This is a genomic window from Oerskovia sp. USHLN155, assembly GCF_037145535.1.
GTDB classification, from domain to species: domain Bacteria; phylum Actinomycetota; class Actinomycetes; order Actinomycetales; family Cellulomonadaceae; genus Oerskovia; species Oerskovia rustica.
The window spans coordinates 45,947-63,269 of sequence record NZ_JBBCXG010000007.1 but is presented as its reverse complement, the minus strand read 5'-3'; the positions used below and the strand labels follow the sequence as shown (position 1 = coordinate 63,269).

The 17,323-nt window shown below is 72.7% G+C and carries 15 protein-coding genes; 4 read left to right on the top strand and 11 right to left on the bottom strand.

Annotation, left to right across the window (positions count from 1 at the left end; genetic code table 11):
• Positions 1 to 109: 109 nt before the first annotated feature.
• The 8 genes from WFH32_RS11360 to WFH32_RS11325 form a co-directional block, all read right to left on the bottom strand.
• Positions 110 to 1,099: an ABC transporter substrate-binding protein gene (locus tag WFH32_RS11360; RefSeq protein WP_191791700.1), complete on the bottom strand. Its 990-nt coding sequence runs from the start codon at positions 1,097 to 1,099 to the stop codon at positions 110 to 112.
• 214 nt (positions 1,100 to 1,313) lie between these two features.
• Positions 1,314 to 2,822, bottom strand: coding sequence for an L-arabinose isomerase (gene araA, locus WFH32_RS11355; protein ID WP_336707489.1), 1,509 nt, complete (start codon positions 2,820 to 2,822; stop codon positions 1,314 to 1,316).
• Between the two features lie 66 nt (positions 2,823 to 2,888).
• Complete coding sequence (locus WFH32_RS11350; protein WP_191796662.1) at positions 2,889 to 3,602, bottom strand: L-ribulose-5-phosphate 4-epimerase; 714 nt, start codon at positions 3,600 to 3,602, stop codon at positions 2,889 to 2,891.
• On the bottom strand, positions 3,599 to 5,353 hold the full coding sequence (araB, locus tag WFH32_RS11345; RefSeq protein WP_336707486.1) for a ribulokinase: 1,755 nt from the start codon (positions 5,351 to 5,353) through the stop codon (positions 3,599 to 3,601). The genes WFH32_RS11350 and araB overlap by 4 nt, the downstream gene beginning before the upstream one ends.
• Before the next feature lie 150 nt (positions 5,354 to 5,503).
• The gene (locus tag WFH32_RS11340) at positions 5,504 to 6,553 is read right to left on the bottom strand and encodes a LacI family DNA-binding transcriptional regulator (protein ID WP_191796701.1); all 1,050 of its coding nucleotides are present in this window, start codon (positions 6,551 to 6,553) and stop codon (positions 5,504 to 5,506) included.
• A gap of 32 nt (positions 6,554 to 6,585) precedes the next feature.
• Positions 6,586 to 7,443: a pyrroline-5-carboxylate reductase gene (proC, locus tag WFH32_RS11335; RefSeq protein ID WP_336707485.1), complete on the bottom strand. Its 858-nt coding sequence runs from the start codon at positions 7,441 to 7,443 to the stop codon at positions 6,586 to 6,588.
• 112 nt (positions 7,444 to 7,555) lie between these two features.
• Complete coding sequence (locus WFH32_RS11330; protein WP_336707483.1) at positions 7,556 to 8,254, bottom strand: hypothetical protein; 699 nt, start codon at positions 8,252 to 8,254, stop codon at positions 7,556 to 7,558.
• Between the two features lie 87 nt (positions 8,255 to 8,341).
• The gene (locus WFH32_RS11325; protein WP_191796666.1) at positions 8,342 to 8,872 is read right to left on the bottom strand and encodes a potassium channel family protein; all 531 of its coding nucleotides are present in this window, start codon (positions 8,870 to 8,872) and stop codon (positions 8,342 to 8,344) included.
• Between the two features lie 154 nt (positions 8,873 to 9,026).
• Between WFH32_RS11325 and radA the strand changes: the two genes are divergently transcribed.
• Positions 9,027 to 10,511: a DNA repair protein RadA gene (gene radA / locus WFH32_RS11320; protein WP_191796667.1), complete on the top strand. Its 1,485-nt coding sequence runs from the start codon at positions 9,027 to 9,029 to the stop codon at positions 10,509 to 10,511.
• 116 nt (positions 10,512 to 10,627) lie between these two features.
• Positions 10,628 to 11,683 (top strand): DNA integrity scanning diadenylate cyclase DisA, encoded by a 1,056-nt coding sequence (disA, locus tag WFH32_RS11315; RefSeq protein WP_191796702.1) that lies wholly within the window; start codon positions 10,628 to 10,630, stop codon positions 11,681 to 11,683.
• Positions 11,684 to 11,721: 38 nt separating this feature from the next.
• On the opposite strand, the gene WFH32_RS11310 is transcribed toward disA, so the two are convergent.
• A complete protein-coding gene (locus WFH32_RS11310; RefSeq protein WP_191796668.1) occupies positions 11,722 to 12,555 on the bottom strand; it encodes a hypothetical protein in 834 nt (277 codons plus the stop codon).
• 158 nt (positions 12,556 to 12,713) lie between these two features.
• On the opposite strand from WFH32_RS11310, the gene WFH32_RS11305 reads away from it, so the two are divergent.
• A complete protein-coding gene (locus tag WFH32_RS11305) occupies positions 12,714 to 13,697 on the top strand; it encodes an A/G-specific adenine glycosylase (RefSeq protein ID WP_336707479.1) in 984 nt (327 codons plus the stop codon).
• A 44-nt stretch (positions 13,698 to 13,741) separates the two neighbouring features.
• On the opposite strand, the gene WFH32_RS11300 is transcribed toward WFH32_RS11305, so the two are convergent.
• Both WFH32_RS11300 and WFH32_RS11295 read right to left on the bottom strand, forming a co-directional pair.
• Complete coding sequence (locus tag WFH32_RS11300; RefSeq protein WP_191796670.1) at positions 13,742 to 14,269, bottom strand: amino-acid N-acetyltransferase; 528 nt, start codon at positions 14,267 to 14,269, stop codon at positions 13,742 to 13,744.
• 37 nt (positions 14,270 to 14,306) lie between these two features.
• Positions 14,307 to 15,311, bottom strand: coding sequence for a sugar-binding transcriptional regulator (locus WFH32_RS11295; protein WP_138825730.1), 1,005 nt, complete (start codon positions 15,309 to 15,311; stop codon positions 14,307 to 14,309).
• A gap of 252 nt (positions 15,312 to 15,563) precedes the next feature.
• Here WFH32_RS11295 and WFH32_RS11290 point away from each other — a divergent pair, with 252 nt between their 5' ends.
• Positions 15,564 to 17,312, top strand: a complete 1,749-nt coding sequence (locus WFH32_RS11290) for a glycerol-3-phosphate dehydrogenase/oxidase (RefSeq protein ID WP_191796671.1) — start codon at positions 15,564 to 15,566, stop codon at positions 17,310 to 17,312.
• The last annotated feature ends 11 nt before the right edge of the window (positions 17,313 to 17,323 follow it).

Below are 17,323 nucleotides of genomic sequence, written 5' to 3'. Positions count from 1 at the left end.
CACCGGCCGGCAGGGACGAGGGGCTCGTCCCTGCCGCGCGGTGTGTGCGCCCGCCCCGGTCGCCGCACCGCGGAGGGCGGCGGCCGGGCGGGCCGTCAGGTGCTGCGCGTCAGAACGAGCGGGCGTCGATGACGTCCTGCGTGATGGTCTGGTCGAACGCCTGGTCGACGACGATGGTCTCCTTCTCGACGTCCTCGCCGGCCGCGACCTGCTTGATGAGCTCGAGGAGCTGGTCGCCGAAGGCCGGGTTGCACTCGACCACGAAGTTGAACTTGCCGTCGAGGAGCGCGGTCAGGCCGTCCTTGACCCCGTCGACCGTGACGATCTGGATGTCCTTGCCCGGGACCTTGCCCGCGGCCTCGATGGCCTCGATGGCGCCGAGGCCCATGTCGTCGTTGTGGGCGAAGATGAGGTTCATGTCGGGGTAGGCCTGGAGCGCTGCCTCGGTGGCCGCCTTGCCCTCGGCGCGCGTGAAGTTGCCGGTCGCCTCGCCGACGATCTGGTCCTCGACGACCGAGCGGAAGCCTTCCTGACGGTTGGTCTGGGCGCCCGAGCCCATGGTGCCCTGGAGCTCGAAGACCTTGGCGTCGGGAGCGTTCTCCGCGACCCACTCGCCCGCGGTGACTCCCTCTGCCGTGAAGTCGGCGCCGATCCAGGTGACGAACGGGTCCTCGACCGTTGTGTCGACCGTGCGGTCCACGAGGACGACGGGGATCTCGGCGTCCTTGATCTCCTGGAGGACCTCGTCCCATCCGGTCTCGATGACCGGGGAGAACGCGATGACGTCGACGTCCTGGTCGATGAAGTCGCGGAGGGCCTTGATCTGGTTCTCCTGCTTCTGCTGCGCGTCGACGAACGTCAGGTCGATGCCGTTCTCGGCCGTGAGGTTGGCCTTGACCGACTCGGTGTTGGCGGTGCGCCAGCCGCTCTCCGCGCCGAGCTGGGAGAAGCCGACGCGGATGTTCTCGCCGCCTCCGCCCGCTCCGGCGGTGCCGTCCGCCGAGTCGGTGCTGCCGCCGCTGCAGGCCGCGAGCGCGAGGACCGCTGCGCCTGCGAGGATCCCGGTGAACCGCACGCGTGCCGTGGTCTTGTTGAACATGATCTCCTCCTTGAGATGTCCCGCTGCGCCCGCCGTGGGCGTCGAACGGTTCTTGCGGGCCTGGGCCCTGTCAGTCGATTGGATGGTCGGTCGTGCGTGGTGAGCGCTCACACGAGCACTCGGCCTACCGGGGCTACCGGGGCTACCGGGCGGTAAGTGTTCCCCATCGCCCGGGTCCCCCCACACTGCGTCCGGTCTACGAGCAGGTCCGTCCTCAGAAGCCCTGCGCGAGCCGGTAGTACGCCTGGTTCCATCGCAGCTCTCGCGCGAAGGACCGGGTGGTCGTGGACTCGTCGATCACGGCGAGCTCCGTGCCGGCGATCTGGGCGAAGTCCTCGAAGGCCTCGAGCCCCAGCGCCGTGGTCATGACGGTGTGGTGCGCGCCTCCCGCGGTGAGCCACGCCTCGGCCGAGACCGCGAAGCTCGGCGCTGGCTCCCACAGGGCACGTGCCACGGGCAGCCTGGGCAGGTCGTACTCCGGCGCCACGACCTCGACCACGTTGGCCACGAGGCGGAACCGCTCGCGCATGTCGCTCAGGGCGACGACGAGTGCGGGACCCGCGTCGGTGTCGAACACGAGCCGCACGGGGTCCTCGCGGCCCCCGATCCCCAGCGCGTGCACCTCGAGGCGGGGCCGCGCCGTCGTGAGACTCGGGCAGACCTCGAGCATGTGCGCCCCGAGGATCCGCTCGGCACCGGGCACCATGTCGTAGGTGTAGTCCTCCATGAGCGAGGCGCCGCCGGGCAGCCCGTGGCCCATGACCTTCGCGGCGCGCACGAGCAGCGCGGTCTTCCAGTCCCCCTCCGCGCCGAACCCGTAGCCGTCGGCCATGAGGCGCTGGACGGCGAGCCCCGGGAGCTGGCGGAGCCCGCCCAGGTCCTCGAAGTTCGTCGTGAAGGCGCCGAACCCGCCCTCCTCGAGGAAGGAGCGCAGGCCCAGCTCGATGCGCGCCCCGTAGCGCAGCGACGCGTGCCTCTCGGCACCGGGGAGCAGCTCGGGGGCCACGTCGTACATCCCGACGTACTCCTTGACGAGGATGTCGACGTCGCTCTCGTCGACCGCGTCGACCCGTTCGACGAGGTCGTTGACACCCCACGTGTTGACGGAGACGCCGAACCGGACCTCGGCCTCGGTCTTGTCGCCCTCGGTCACGGCCACGCCGCGCATGTTGTCGCCGAACCGGGCGAGCCGCAGCGAGCCCACCTCGGCCCAGGCCGTCGCGGCGCGCGCCCAGGTCCCGATCCTCGCGGTGACGTCCGGGTTGCTCACGTGACCCACGACGGTCTTGCGCGAGACCCCGAGCCGCGACTGGATGTACCCGAACTCGCGGTCGCCGTGGGCGGCCTGGTTGAGGTTCATGAAGTCCATGTCGATCTCGGACCAGGGCAGCTCGACGTTGGCCTGCGTGTGCAGGTGGAGCAGCGGGGTGCCGAGGGCCTCGAGCCCGCGGATCCACATCTTCGCCGGGGAGAACGTGTGCATCCACACGACGAGCCCCACGCACGCGTCGTCCGCGTTGGCGTCGAGCGCGGCCCGCCGGATCGCGTCCGAGTCCTTGAGCACGGGCTTCCAGACGATACGTACCGGGACGTCGCTCGAGGCGTCGATCGCCGCGGCGATCTCCTGGGACTGCGCGGCGACCTGGCGCAGGGTCTCCTCGCCGTAGAGGTCCTGGCTCCCGGTCAGGAACCAGATCTCCCTGGTGTCGAAGGGGTTCTTCATGTGCGTCGTTTCCTCACTGAAATAGCACGCGGTGGTTCTGGTCGTGGGGTGGGCGGGGCCCGCGGGTCAACCGCCCGCGGGCGCCTGGCCGTACACGTTCTGGTAGCGGTCGTAGAGCGAGTCGACGTCGCCCTGCGCGATGGGCAGCGGCTCGCCGAGCTGGCGCGCGACGTGCACGGTCCGCGCGACCTCCTCGCACATCACTGCGGCCTTGACCGCGCCGCGCGCGTCCTTGCCGATCGTGAAGGGGCCGTGGTTGCGCATCAGGACGGCGGGGCTCCGCGAGGTGCGGAGCGTGTCGACGATGCCCTTGCCGATCGAGTCGTCGCCGATCAGCGCGAAGGGTCCTACGGGGATCTCGCCGCCGAACTCGTCGGCCATCATCGTCAGGACGCACGGCACGGGCTCGGCGCGCGCGGCCCAGGCGGTCGCGTACGTCGAGTGCGTGTGCACGACCCCCCCGACGTGCGGCATGTGCCGGTAGACGTACGCGTGCGCCGCGGTGTCCGACGACGGTGCGCGCGTCCCCTCGACCAGGTTCCCGTCGAGGTCGCACACGACCATCGACCCGGGGGTCAGGTCGTCGTACGCGACGCCGGACGGCTTGATGACGAACAGGTCGGCGCCCTCGACGCGCTCGGAGACGTTCCCCGCGGTCCAGACGACGAGCTCGTAGCGGGTCAGCTCGCGGTGCAGGGCCGCGACCCGCTCGCGCGAGGCCTCGACCGCCGCGCGGACCGCGGGGGCGAGCTCCGCCGTCGGGCTGGTGGTGGTGCTCATGCGGGGACCCCCTCGAGAGCGACGCCCTGCGCGCCGGTACCCGACGGCGCCACGCCCGCGCGCAGCGAGCGCGCCTCGCGGCGGATCGCCTTGAGGCGGTGCATGACCGGGTCGGCACCGGGGGTCTCGAGCCGTCCGAAGTGGTCGTGCAGCCCGGAGTAGAGCGCGAACAGCTCGTCGTAGCGCACCGCGTTCTCCTCGATCGGGAGGTAGGCCGCGACCGTGCGCCGTCCCATGACCTGGGCAGCGGCGCGCACGTCGGGGTAGGCGCCCGCGGCGACGGCCGCGTGGATCGCCGACCCGAGCGCCGGCCCCTGCTCGGAGTCGATCGTGCTGAGCGGCAGTCGCGTCACGTCCGCGTAGACCTGCATGAGCAGGCGGTTCTTGAGCAGCCCGCCCGCGACGACCAGCTCGACGACCGGGACGCCGGCGCGCTGGAACTCCTCGACGATGGTCCGGGTCCCGAACGCCGTGGCCTCCAGGAGCGCGCGGTAGGTGTCCTCAGGTCGGGTCGCGAGCGTCTGCCCGACGAGCAGGCCCGACAGCTCGTGGTCGACCAGGACCGAACGGTTGCCCGAGTGCCAGTCGAGCGCGACGAGGCCGTGCTCGCCGATCTCCTGGCCGGCCGCGAGATCGGTGAGGTACTCGTGCACCGACTGGTCACGGTCCGCCGCCGCCTGCGCGTACGAGCCGGGGACCGCGGTGTCGACGAACCAGCCGAAGATGTCCCCGACGCCGCTCTGCCCCGCCTCGTAGCCCCACAGGCCCGAGACGATCCCGCCGTCGACGACCCCGCACATGCCGGGCACCTCGTGCAGCTCCTCGCCGTTCATGACGTGGCACGTGGACGTGCCCATGATCGCGGTCATCTGCCCGGGCTCGACGGCCTGCGCGGCCGGAGCCGTGACGTGCGCGTCGACGTTGCCGACCGCGACCGCGATGCCCTCGGGCAGTCCGGTCCAGGCTGCCGCCTTGGCCGTGAGCGTGCCCGCGACCTCGCCGAGCCGACCGATCGTGTGCTCGAGCTTGTCGGCCACGAAGCCCGCGAACTCGGGGTTGAGCGCCTCGAGGAACTCGGTCGAGGGGTAGCGGCCGTCCTGGTAGATGCCCTTGTAGCCCGCGGTGCACGCGTTGCGCACGTAGACGCCGCCGAGCTGCCACACGATCCAGTCGGCGGCCTCGACCCAGTGGTCGGTCGCGGCGTAGACCTCGGGGTCCTCCTCGAGGAGCTGGAGCCCCTTGGCGAACTCCCACTCCGACGAGATCAGGCCGCCGTAGCGTGAGATCCACTGCTCGCCACGCTCGTGCGCCAGGGCGTTGATGCGGTCGGCCTGCGCCTGGGCCGCGTGGTGCTTCCACAGCTTGACGTAGGCGTGGGGACGGCCCGCGAACCGCTCGAGCTCGCACAGCGGGGTCCCGTCGGCGGTCGTGGGGACCATGGTGCAGGCCGTGAAGTCGGTCGCGATGCCGATCACGTCGGCGGGGTCGACCCCCGCCGCGAGCAGCGCGGCCGGGACGGCGGTGCGCAGGACGTCGACGTAGTCGGAGGGCACCTGCAGGGCCCACTCGGGCGGGAGGGGCAGGCCGGCGGTGCCCTCGAAGGGTCCCGCGACGAGCGCGGTGTCCATGACGGCGTGGGAGTACTCGTGCACCCCGCTGCCCATCTCGGCCCCGTCGCTCACGCGCACCACGACCGCTCGTCCCGAGAGCGTCCCGTAGTCGACGCCGATCACGTACGAGGGGGGCTGCACTGCCTGCTCCACCGCCATTGGTGTGTCTCTCCAGTCGTTCTCCCTTGCGACCTCGCAAGGATGTGAGCGCTAACTTCCGTGTCGAACGAGATCATTGTTAGCGCTCACATCTGGACGTGTCAAGAACCTGCCCGGTCCGAGACCGGACCGTTACGCAGAGGCCGCCCCGGTCGGGGCGGGCCCCGAGCTCGACCGCACCACGAGGATCGGGGGGATCTGCGTCGACTCGGGCGTCACGCCCGCGAAGGCGTCGAGCAGCAGCGCCATGCACCGGCGCCCCAGCTCGGCGAAGGGCTGGCGGACCGTCGTGAGCGGCGGGATGAAGTGCGCCGCCCCCTCGACGTCGTCGAACCCCACGACCGACACGTCGCGCGGGACCACGACCCCCGCCTCCCAGAACGCCTGCAGGACACCGAGGGCCAGGTGGTCGTTCCCCGCGAAGACCGCGGTCGGCCCGTCCCCGGCCAGGACACGCGCGGCCAGTTCTCGCCCGACCTCGTACCCCGCGTCCGACGACCACGTGCACCGGATCATCTCCCGCTCCTGCTCCGGGACCGCCCGCGCGGCGAGGGCGTCGTTCCAGCCCGTGGCGCGCTCCCGCGCGTCGAACCAGTCGAGAGGGCCGCTGAGGTGCACGACCGTCCGGTGCCCCAGGTCCAGCAGGTGCTCGGTGGCCAGACGCGCCCCGAGGCGCTGGTCCACCGCGATGGGCAGGATGCTCGCCGCACCGACCCGCTCCTCGACGGTCGGCACCTCTCCGGGCTCGCGCGCCGCGATGAGGATGACCGGCACCGGCGCGCGGAACGAGTCCACCGCGGCGGCCACGTCCGTCTGGGGCGCGATGACCACGATCCCCTCGACCCCCTGTGCCATGAAGTGCTCGAGGACCGTGTGCATGGTCGCGGCGTCATAGCTGCGGATCGTCGCCACCGACACGAAGTAGCCCTCCTCGCGTGCCGCCCCCTCGACCGCGATGAGCGTGCTCGTCGGCCCGTACAGCGCCGAGCCCGTCGTCACGACGCCGATCGTCCCCGAACGGGCCGTGACCAGCGCACGGGCCGCGCTGTTACGCCGGTACCCGAGCGTCGCGATCGCATCCATGACCCGCTCGCGCGTCTGCGGTCGCACGCTCGGGTGGTCGTTGAGGACCCGTGACACCGTCTGGTGCGAGACGCCCGCGAGCTCCGCGACGTCGGACATCGCCGGGGGACGGGCCCGCCCCGGTTCCCCGGTCACGACCGTTCCTCGAGGGCGGCGGCCAGCTCCTGCGACCGGTCACGGGCGGCCTCGAGCGCGGACAGGAACGCGGCCCGGACGCCGCCCTCGTCGAGCGCGCGCAGGGCCGCGACCGTGGTTCCGCCGGGCGAGGAGACCTTCTCGCGCAGGATCACGGGGTGCTCCCCCGTCTCGTCGAGCATCCGGGCCGAGCCGAGCACGGTCGCCGTGGCGAGCTCGAGCGCCACGGCCCGGGTCAGGCCGAGCAGCACGCCGGCCTCGGCGAGCGCGTCGACGACGTAGAAGACGTAGGCGGGGCCCGAGCCCGACAGCGCACCGACCGCGTCCTGGTCCTTCTCCGCGACCCGCACCACGAGGCCGGTCTGCCCGAGGAGCCGCTCGACGAGCGTCACGTCGTCGTCGCTCGCTGCCGAGCCGCCGCTGACCGCGCTGACCCCGGCGCCGATCACGGACGGCGTGTTGGGCATGACGCGCACGACCGACGTCCCGGCAGGAAGCCGGTCCTCGTAGAAGCGCGTCGTCAGCCCGACGACGACGCTCACCACGACCGCGCCCTCGCCCAGGTGCTCCGAGACCTGCCCGAGCAGCGCGGCCACGTCCTTGGGCTTGACCGCGACCACGACCAGCCCGGCGCCCCGCACCGCCTCGCCGTTGTCGGTCGTCGTGGTCACGCCGTGGCGCTCGTGCAGCTCCTCGCCACGCTCGGGGCGCCGCACGGTCGCGACCACCTCCGACGCGGGCCACCCCGCGCGCAGCGCGCCCGCGAGGACGGTCTCCCCCATCACCCCGGTCCCGAGGACCGCGAGGCGCGGGGTGGGGCCTGAGGGCTCGGCCTGCTGGGTCGTCGTCGACATGGTCGTCTCCTGCTTCCTGGTCGTGCGTCCCGGTCGGTCGCTGCCGGCCCGCGGGGCGAGCCCGACGACGAGCACCGGAGGCCACCGTCCGCCCGGTGCGCCTCGTCGCAGACTAGAGGGGGAACGCGGTGTAGAACGCCTCGATCTCGTCGACGGGCCCCGTCGCCTGCAGCACGACCGTGCCGTTGCGCCACGTGACCGTCGCCGACGCCGCCGCTCCGTCGACCGGGGCGACCGGAGTGACGGCGAAGGCCCCTGCGGGCTCGCCGCCGACCTCGACGTCCCCCGTCGACGTGGCCGCGCCCCCGGCCTCGACGGCCGCCGCGAGCAGCTCGTCGTAGGCGGCCTCCGCCTCGTCGTCGGTGCCCCACTGGCCTGCGAGCACCGTGACGCTGGTCGCCCCGTCGCCCTCGGCGTCCGCGTAGGTCAGCTCGTGGCCCTCGATCGCGCCCGCGTCGGCGAAGGCCTCGGTCGGCGCCTCGGCACGGAGCGCGAACTGCAGGACGCTCGCGGGCATCGCCTTGGCGAGCTCGGTCGTCGCGGTCCGCTCGACCGGTTCGATCGTCGGCGTCGCGGGCGGCGCGGTCACGGTGACCTCGTCGGGCGTCCCGGCCCCACCTCCGGCGGCGAACCCCGGCCAGACGAGCGCGAGAAAGGCGACGACCCCGCCCACGAGGGCGAGCAGCACGACCAGGGCGACGAGGCGCCGTCGGGCATAGACGGACGACGAGGGAGCCCGGTGGTGACGGCTGTCCCGCAACCCGGGGCCTGCCGGGGACGACTGACGCGGGCGTCCCGTCTGCTGGCTCATGACACTCTCCTCGTGGCGACGCTGTGACCGCGCCAGACTAGTGCGCGCGCACGCCCGGACCACGGAGGCCGCGCAGACCCGTCCGGGTCAATTCCCCTCGGGCCGGTGCGGGCGGTGCAGCTCCGCGCGCTCCTTCAGCCGCTGCGTCGCGACGGCGACCAGCACGCCGATCACGGCCAGGTCGAACAGGATCTGGACCATCGTGATGACGCGCGCTGCCTGCCCCACGGGGTGGACGTCGCCGTAACCGACCGTCCCGAGCGTGACGACCGTGAAGTACAGCGCGTCCGTCCGGGTCTCGATCCCCACGAACTCGGCGTCGCTGTTGATGGCCAGGAGGTAGTAGGCGATCGAGAAGAAGATGATGATGGGAGAGAGCAGCCCGACGACGGACTGGACCCGCACGCTCGGCTCCCGCCCGGCGCGCAGCTGACGGCGCACCTGGAACCTGATGAGGTAGCACAGCCCCACGAAGCCGACCGCGAACAGCAGGATCTGCACCCACTCACGGTCCGCGTCCCCGAGCGGCACGCCGTAGTAGAGGAGCAGGCACGCCGCGAGCGAGCCGAGCGTGGTGATGACGGTCCACCACGGGCTGTCCTTCCGGAGCCTGCGCATGGTTCATGATGGGCACGAGCACGCCGGTGCGCCATCGGGACGCCCGCATGCGCCGGCACGCGCCGGCACGCGCCGGCACGCGCCGGCACAGCCCTGGGCCGAGGGGTACGGGTGGCTGCGGGGACGTGTGGGTACCGACGGCTAGCGTGACCGCGTGACCACATCGACCTCCGCCTCGCGCGCCACGAGCAAGCGCCCGGCCAAGCCCGCCTACCGGTGCAGCGAGTGCGGCTGGACCACCGCCAAGTGGGTGGGCCGCTGCGGCGAGTGCCAGGAGTGGGGCACCGTCACCGAGGAGGCGGCCGCGAGCGCCGGGCCGCGCACCGCGGCCGTCGCCCCGACCCGCAACCCGGCGCGTCCCATCGGGGAGATCGACGTCGAGACCGCGCGTGCCACACCCACGGGCGTCGCCGAGTTCGACCGCGTGCTGGGCGGCGGCCTCGTCCCCGGAGCCGTGGTGCTGCTCGCGGGAGAGCCGGGCGTCGGCAAGTCGACGCTGCTGCTCAAGGTCGCGAGCAACGTCGCGGCGGGCGTGAGCGACAAGGCCGCGTCGCCCGACGACGCCACAGGTCCGGCGCCCCGGCCGCGCACCGTCCTGTACGTCACGGGCGAGGAGTCGGCCGGGCAGGTCAGGCTGCGTGCCGAGCGGGTCGGGGCTCTGGCCCCGGGGCTGCTGCTCGCCGCCGAGACCGACCTCGCGACCGTGCTCGGGCACATCGAGGCCACCGACCCGGCCCTGCTCGTCGTCGACTCGGTCCAGACGATCGCCTCGGCCCAGGTCGACGGGTCTCCCGGAGGCGTGAGCCAGGTCCGCGAGGTCGCGGCCGCGCTGATCGCCGCGGCCAAGGAGCGTGACCTGCCCGTCATCCTGGTGGGGCACGTGACCAAGGACGGGTCGGTCGCCGGGCCGCGCACGCTCGAGCACCTCGTGGACGTCGTGTGCCAGTTCGAGGGCGACCGGCACTCGCGCCTGCGCCTCGTACGGGCCATCAAGAACCGCTACGGCCCGACCGACGAGGTCGGCTGCTTCGACCTGTCGGAGACCGGGATCGTTGGCCTCGCGGACCCCAGCGGGCTGTTCATGTCGCACGCGGGGGCCGGGGCACCCGGCACGTTCATCACCGTGACGCTCGAAGGACGTCGCCCGCTCGCGCTCGAGATCCAGTCGCTCGTGGTCCCCAGCTCGCTGACCAACCCGCGGCGCACCACGAGCGGTGTCGACTCGAGCCGGCTCGCGATGATCCTCGCCGTGATGCACCGGCACGCCGGGGTCCGGCTCGTCGACCAGGACGTGTACGTCTCGACGATCGGCGGCGCCCGCGTGACCGAGCCCGCCGCGGACCTCGCGATCGCGCTCGCGACCTTCTCGGCCCGCGAGGACCAGGTCATGCCGCCCGGGACCATCGCGATCGGCGAGGTCGGGCTCGCGGGCGACATCCGCCCCGTCTCGGGCCTGGACCGGCGCCTGGGCGAGGCCGCACGCCTCGGCTTCACGCGAGCCGTGGTGCCTCGCGGCTCCACCCCCAAGCCCCCGGCAGGCATGACCGTGCTGCCCGCGCAGCACCTCGGCGAGGCCGTCGAGCTCGCCCGTGGGGGCCACCTCCCGCCGCAGCAGGAGCGCACGCGCTTCGACGAGTGAGAACCGTTGCGCCATCGTGACCTTTCGTCGTCCCAGGAACGGTGTCTTCTCGCCCCTGGGACGGCCCGGCAGCGTAGGATGCCCACGTGGCCAACTCCCCCGTGCACCCTGACGACATGCTCCGGGAGACCCTCGCAGCAGTGGCTCCGGGCACCGAGCTCCGCGACGGCCTCGAGCGCATCCTGCGCGGCCGGACGGGCGCACTGATCGTCCTCGGCCTGGACAAGGTCGTCGAGACCATGTGCTCGGGCGGCTTCGTCCTGGACGTCGGCTTCTCCGCGACCCGCCTGCGCGAGCTCTCCAAGATGGACGGCGCCGTGGTCCTCGACCGGGACGCCAACCGCATCCTGCGCGCCGCGGTCCAGCTCCTGCCGGACGCGACGATCGAGACGACCGAGTCCGGCACGCGTCACCGCACGGCCGAGCGCGTCGCCAAGCAGTGCGGCTTCCCCGTGATCTCGGTGAGCCAGTCCATGCGGATCGTCGCCCTGTACGTGGGCGGCCAGCGCTACGTCCTGGAGGACTCGGACACCATCCTGTCGCGCGCCAACCAGGCTCTCGCGACGCTCGAGCGCTACCGCGCCCGCCTGGACGAGGTCAGCGGCACGCTCTCGGCCCTCGAGATCGAGGACCTCGTCACCGTCCGGGACGTGTGCGCCGTGGTGCAGCGCCTCGAGATGGTGGGCCGCATCTCCGAGGAGATCGCGGGCTACGTGGTCGAGCTCGGCACGGACGGTCGCCTGCTCGCCCTCCAGCTCGACGAGCTCATCGGCGGGATCGGCTCGGACCGCGAGTCCGTCATCCGGGACTACGTCGAGCTCGGACGCAAGGACCGCTCCCTCGCGGACGTCAAGAACGCGCTCGGTGCGCTCGACTCGACCCAGCTCCTCGACCTCACGCTCATCGGGCGGGTCCTCGACCTCCCGGGAGGCGGCGAGGCACTCGATGCCGCGGTCGCTCCCCACGGGTACCGGCTCCTGTCGAAGGTCCCCCGCCTGCCCGGTGCGATCATCGACCGCCTGGTCTCGCACTTCGGTGGGCTGCAGAAGCTCCTGGCCGCGAGCATCGACGACCTCATGGCCGTGGACGGCGTCGGCGAGCAGCGGGCGCGTGCGGTCCGTGAGGGCCTGTCACGCCTCGCCGAGTCGAGCATCCTCGAGCGGTACGTCTAGCCCTTCCCGGCAGCAGCCCGTCACCCGGCGGCAGCCCGTCACCCCTGCGGCGGCGCGTCCCCTGCGGGGGCGGTGGCCCCGCCCTCGGGCGCGGTCGCCCCGTCCGCAGGAGGCTCTGCGCCCTCTGCGGGCACCTCGGTCCCGTCCGCCGGCGGATCGCCGTCAGCGGGCGCCTCGGTCGCCGGTGGCGCCTCGGGCGGGGGTGCAGGGGCCACGAGCGTGAACGGCACGGCGGGGCTCGTCATCCCCGCGGCCTCGTTCGACGCTGCGACGACGCTGTAGCTCCCCGGCTGTGTACCGGGCAGCCCGGTCGCGCACTCGGGGGCCGAGCGGTCCCTATTCCACGTGACCGTCTCGGTCCACACGTCGCCCGGCGCCATGAGCAGGTCCTTCGACGCCGCCGGGCAGTCGGCCGACGACCAGATGCGGTCGGTGCCCGACGTGATCGTGATCTCCTGGACGGCGGTCGAGGCGTCGATCAGGCACGGCCTGGGCCCCACGTGCGTGAGGGTCGTGGTGAAGGTGGGCTTCTCCCCGACCGCGTACTCGGTCTTCGAGGCCGCGAGCCAGAGCGTCACGTCCTTGGCCTGGCAGGCCTTGTACCCGGTCGCCGCGACCTCCTGGGGTTCGGGCGGGGCCACCTTGCCCTGTGGTGCGTCGGCGAGCAGGCCCGCCCCGAACGCGATCGCGGCCCTGACCAGCATCACGACGCCGACGACGATGACCGCGAGCAGGACGAGAGCCATGACCCGGCGGAGCCGCAAGGTCCTGGACGTCGGCCTGCCCGACGACGCGGCGCCGGACCCGTCCGAGGATCGCCCCTGGACCGGGGTCGCCCCGGTGGGTGGCCGGGTGCCCTGCGGCGTGCTCACGTACGGCTCCGTTCGACGGTCGGCGCGGGCCCTTCCTGCGCTGGGGCCAACGGTACGTCGCCGTGGCGACGGTTCTCGCACTGCCACACCGCAGCGGGCCGCATCCCCGGCACCCGGGTGCCGATCCGGGTGGCGACGTCGGCGAGAATGGTCGGACCATGTCGCCCTCCCCCGCCACGTCCGCCGCCGGTCCGACGACCCGCCCTCGCACGACCCTCCCTCGCACGACGGACCTCCGCGCAGCACTGACGCCCCTCCCCGGCCCGGACCCGCACGCAGACCTGCGCGACGCCGTCGGGCAGTGGTTCGCCGCGAACGCGCGCGACCTGCCGTGGCGTCGCGACGACTGCTCCCCCTGGGGTGTCCTGGTCAGCGAGGTCATGCTGCAGCAGACGCCCGTGGTGCGGGTCGAGCCCGCGTGGCGCGCCTGGATGGAGCGCTGGCCCGAGCCCGCGGACCTCGCGGCGGCGTCGACGGCGGACGTCCTGCGGGCGTGGGGGCGCCTCGGCTACCCGCGCCGCGCGCTGCGCCTGCAGGACTGTGCGCGGGCGGTCGTCGAGCGCCACGCGGGGCGGGTCCCGCTCGACACCGACGCGCTGCTCGCGCTGCCGGGCGTCGGGGAGTACACGGCCGCGGCGGTCACGGCGTTCGCGCACGGGCGGCGCGCGGTCGTCGTCGACACGAACGTACGGCGGGTCCTGGCGCGCGCGGTGTCCGGGACTGCGCTGCCCGCTCCGTCGTACACCGCGGCCGAACGCCGGCTCGCGACGCAGGTCGCACCTGCCGAGGACGCCGAGGCCGCACTGTGGGCCGCCGCCTCGATGGAGCTGGGGGCGCTGGTGTGCACGGCGCGCTCGCCTCGCTGCGAGGCGTGCCCCGTCGCGGACCTGTGCGCGTGGCGCGCCGCGGGCAGCCCGCCGGACGAGCACGGCGCCCGACGCCGGACCCAGGCCTGGGAGGGCACGGACCGGCAGGCGCGGGGACGGGTCATGGCCGCGCTGCGCGGTGCGGACGGTCCCGTGCACCGCGACGTGGTCGCGGACCTGTGGCCCGACGCGGCCCAGCTCGGGCGGTGCGTCGCGAGCCTGGTCGAGGACGGGCTGCTCGAGCAGGACGGCGAGGTCTACCGGCTCCCGGTCTGAGGCCGTCCACCCGCCGCCCGGCTCCCGGTCCGAGGCGCGGGCGCTCAGAGGGTGATCAGCATCCGGGTGTTGCCGAGGGTGTTGGGCTTGACCCGGGCGAGGTCGAGGAACTCGGCCACGCCGTCGTCGTGCGAGCGCAGGAGCTCCGCGTAGACGTCGGGCGACACGGGGGTGCCCTCGATCGCCTCGAACCCGTGCGCGCGGAAGAAGTCGACCTCGAACGTCAGGCAGAAGACGCGCTCCAGGCCCAGTGCGCGGGCTCGCTCCAGGAGCTCGACCACGAGGCGGTGACCCACCCCGGTGCCGAGCCACGCGCGGTCGACCGCGAGCGTGCGGATCTCGGCCAGGTCGTCCCACATGACGTGCAGCGCGCCGCACCCGACGACCTGCGGGGCACCCGGTCCACCGACGTCGGCGACCACGAACTCCTGCACGGCCTCGTAGTAGCCGACCATCTCCTTGGCGAGGAGGATGCGCTCCTCGGCGTAGGGCTCGACGAGGGACCGGATCGCGCGCACGTCGGCCGGCAGGGCGGGGCGGAGCGTCAGGGTGGGCGTGGGGCTGCTCGTCACGCCGACAATCTACGCCTCCACGAAGCCTGGCGCGTACTCATGCACCCGACTGCATACCTTCGAGTCGCGTCCGGGCGACCGCGATGCGCCCCGTCTCCTGCTCGATCAGGTGCGAGGCCGTGATCTCGTCCACGACGAGGTGCGTCACGACGCCGGCCCGCAGCGCGGCCCGCAGCGGGGCGACCTTGTTGTCCCCCGCGACCGCGCAGATGCGCTGCGGGATGCGCTTGAGCTCGTCGGGCCCGGGACCCGTGGCCCGCTCGTTGAGCGCGATGTCCTTGTAGGTGCCGTCGGCCCGCAGGAAGACCGTGCACACGTCACCGACCACGCCCTCGGCCTCCAGGACCGCGATGTCCTCGGCCTCCAGGTAGCCCGCCGAGTACACGTGGCTCGGCACCCCACCCGAGACCGCACCCACCGAGAACAGCGCGACGTCGGCCCGCCCCTGGACGTCGAGCACGCGCCGGACCGACCGCTCGCGCCACATCGCCTGCTTGGTCTCGGCGTAGTCGAAGAACGCGGGCACTGGGAAATGGTGCACGTGGGCGTCGAACGCCTCGCCGAACCCCGCGATGAGGTCGCCCGCGTAGTGCACCCCGGAGGTGCGGGTGTTGGCCGCCCCGTTGAGCTGCACGACGGCGGAGCCCCGCGTGGGCTTGCGGCTCAGGTGTCGCGAGATCGCCGCGAGCGTGGTGCCCCACGCGATGCCGAGGATCATGTCGGAGTCGAACCACGACCCGAGCAGGCGGGCCGTCGTGAGGGCGACCTGGTCGAGCCGGTCGACCTGCTGCGTCGAGTCCGGGACAGGGACGACGTAGGCGTCGATGCCGTAGGTGGCGGAGATGTGCGCCCCGAGGCCGGGGGCCCGGCTCTGCGTGGGCCGGAGCGTGATCTCCACCAGACCCGTCTCACGGGCTCTCTTGACCAAGCGCGAGACGGTCGAGCGCGAGGTGCGCAGGTGCTTGGCGATCGCCTCCATCTTCATGTCCTGGAGGTAGTACATCGAGGCGGCCCGGAGGACGTCCTGCTCCCGATCGGCCATCTGCTGGTCTCCTGCCGCTGGTGATGCTCGTGCTGCACGTTTGTGCACTGCGCTTGCGCGTTCGTTCCTGACATGTTGACGTTAATACGTGCAGCGCCGTTCCGACAGCGCTGTGCCGCGGCACGGCGCCCTCCTGGGTCCCGCCTCGTACCGCTAGCGCGGGACGCGGAGCCGTGGGAACGTCACAGGAGGGAATCCTTCACGGGGCCCCGCCGGTGACGCACCAGATCGACGACGAGAGAAGGCCATCGGATGACTTCCAGCAGACTCACCGCAGAGTCTCGCCAGCGGGCGCTCAGCGCGCTCGAGGCGAGCACGAGCGCGGACCAGGAGCTCGACGTCCTCGTGATCGGCGGCGGCGTGACCGGAGCCGGCATCGCCCTCGACGCCGTGACCCGCGGGCTCTCGACCGCGATCGTCGAGGGGCAGGACTGGGCGTCCGGCACGTCGAGCCGCTCGAGCAAGCTGGTCCACGGTGGTCTGCGCTACCTCCAGATGCTCGACTTCCACCTGGTCCACGAGGCCCTGACCGAGCGCGACCTCCTCATCAAGGACCTCGCGCCGCACCTCGTGCGCCCGGTCCCCTTCCTGTACCCCCTCGAGCACCGCGTGTGGGAGCGTGCCTACGTCGGCGCCGGGATCGCGCTGTACGACACGCTCGCGAGCATGGCCCCCGGCAAGCGCGCCCTGCCGCTGCACCGTCACCTCTCGCGCAAGCAGATGGAGCGCAAGTTCCCCGACCTCGCGCACGACGCGGCGATCGGCGCCGTCCAGTACTGGGACGCCTCGGTCGACGACGCACGCCTGGTCTCGACACTCATCCGCACCGCGACCTCCTACGGCGCCCACGCCGCCTCCCGCACCCAGGTCGTCGAGCTGACCAAGGGCTCGACCGGTGCGGTCAACGGCGCGATCCTCGAGGACCTCGAGACGGGCCGGCGCATCACGGTCCGCGCCCGCGCCGTCATCAACGCGACGGGCGTGTGGACCGAGGACACCGAGGCCCTCGCGGGCTCCGAGGGCGGCCTGCGCGTCCTCGCCTCCAAGGGCGTCCACATCGTCGTCCCGCGCGAGCGCATCAAGGGCCAGGTCGGCCTGATCCTGCAGACCGAGAAGTCCGTCCTGTTCATCATCCCGTGGTCCCGCTACTGGGTCATCGGCACGACCGACACACCCTGGGAGCAGGAGCTCACGCACCCCGTCGCGACGGCCGCGGACATCGACTACATCCTCGAGCACGCCAACGCGGTCCTCGCCCAGCCCCTGACGCGCGACGACATCATCGGCACCTACGCGGGACTGCGCCCGCTGCTCCAGCCCGGGACCAAGGAGGGCACGAGCTCGGCCAAGGTCTCGCGCGAGCACACCACGGCCTCCCCGACCCCCGGCCTCACGGTCATCGCGGGCGGCAAGCTCACGACCTACCGCGTCATGGCCAAGGACGCCGTCGACTTCGCGATCGGTCAGCGCTCCGCAGCGCTGCCCTCGATCACGGACAAGATCCCCCTGGTCGGCGCGGTCGGTCTCGACGCGGTCCGCCGCCAGGCCCGCCCGTGGGCCTCGAAGTTCGGGTGGACGCCGCAGATGGTCGACCACCTGCTGCACCGCTACGGATCCAACCTGCGCGACATCGTCGCCCTGTGCGAGGCGGACCCCACGCTCGCGCGGCCCCTCGAGCACGCTCCCGCCTACCTGCGGGCCGAGATCAGCTACGGCGTGACCCACGAGGGCGCCCTGCACCTCGAGGACCTGCTGCTCCACCGCACGCGCCTCAACTACGAGGTGCTCGACCGCGGGCTCGGCGCCCTCCCCGAGATCGCCGACATCGCGGCGCCGCTCCTCGGCTGGGACGACGAGCACAAGGCAGAGGAGATCGCGTCCTACACCGCACGCGCCGCGGCCGAGGAGGCAGCGGAGCAGGAGCCCGACGACGCCACGGCCGAGCGCACACGCCTCGCCGCCGACGACGTCGCACCGCTCAAGCCGCTGTCCGGATCCTGACCAACCCGGCT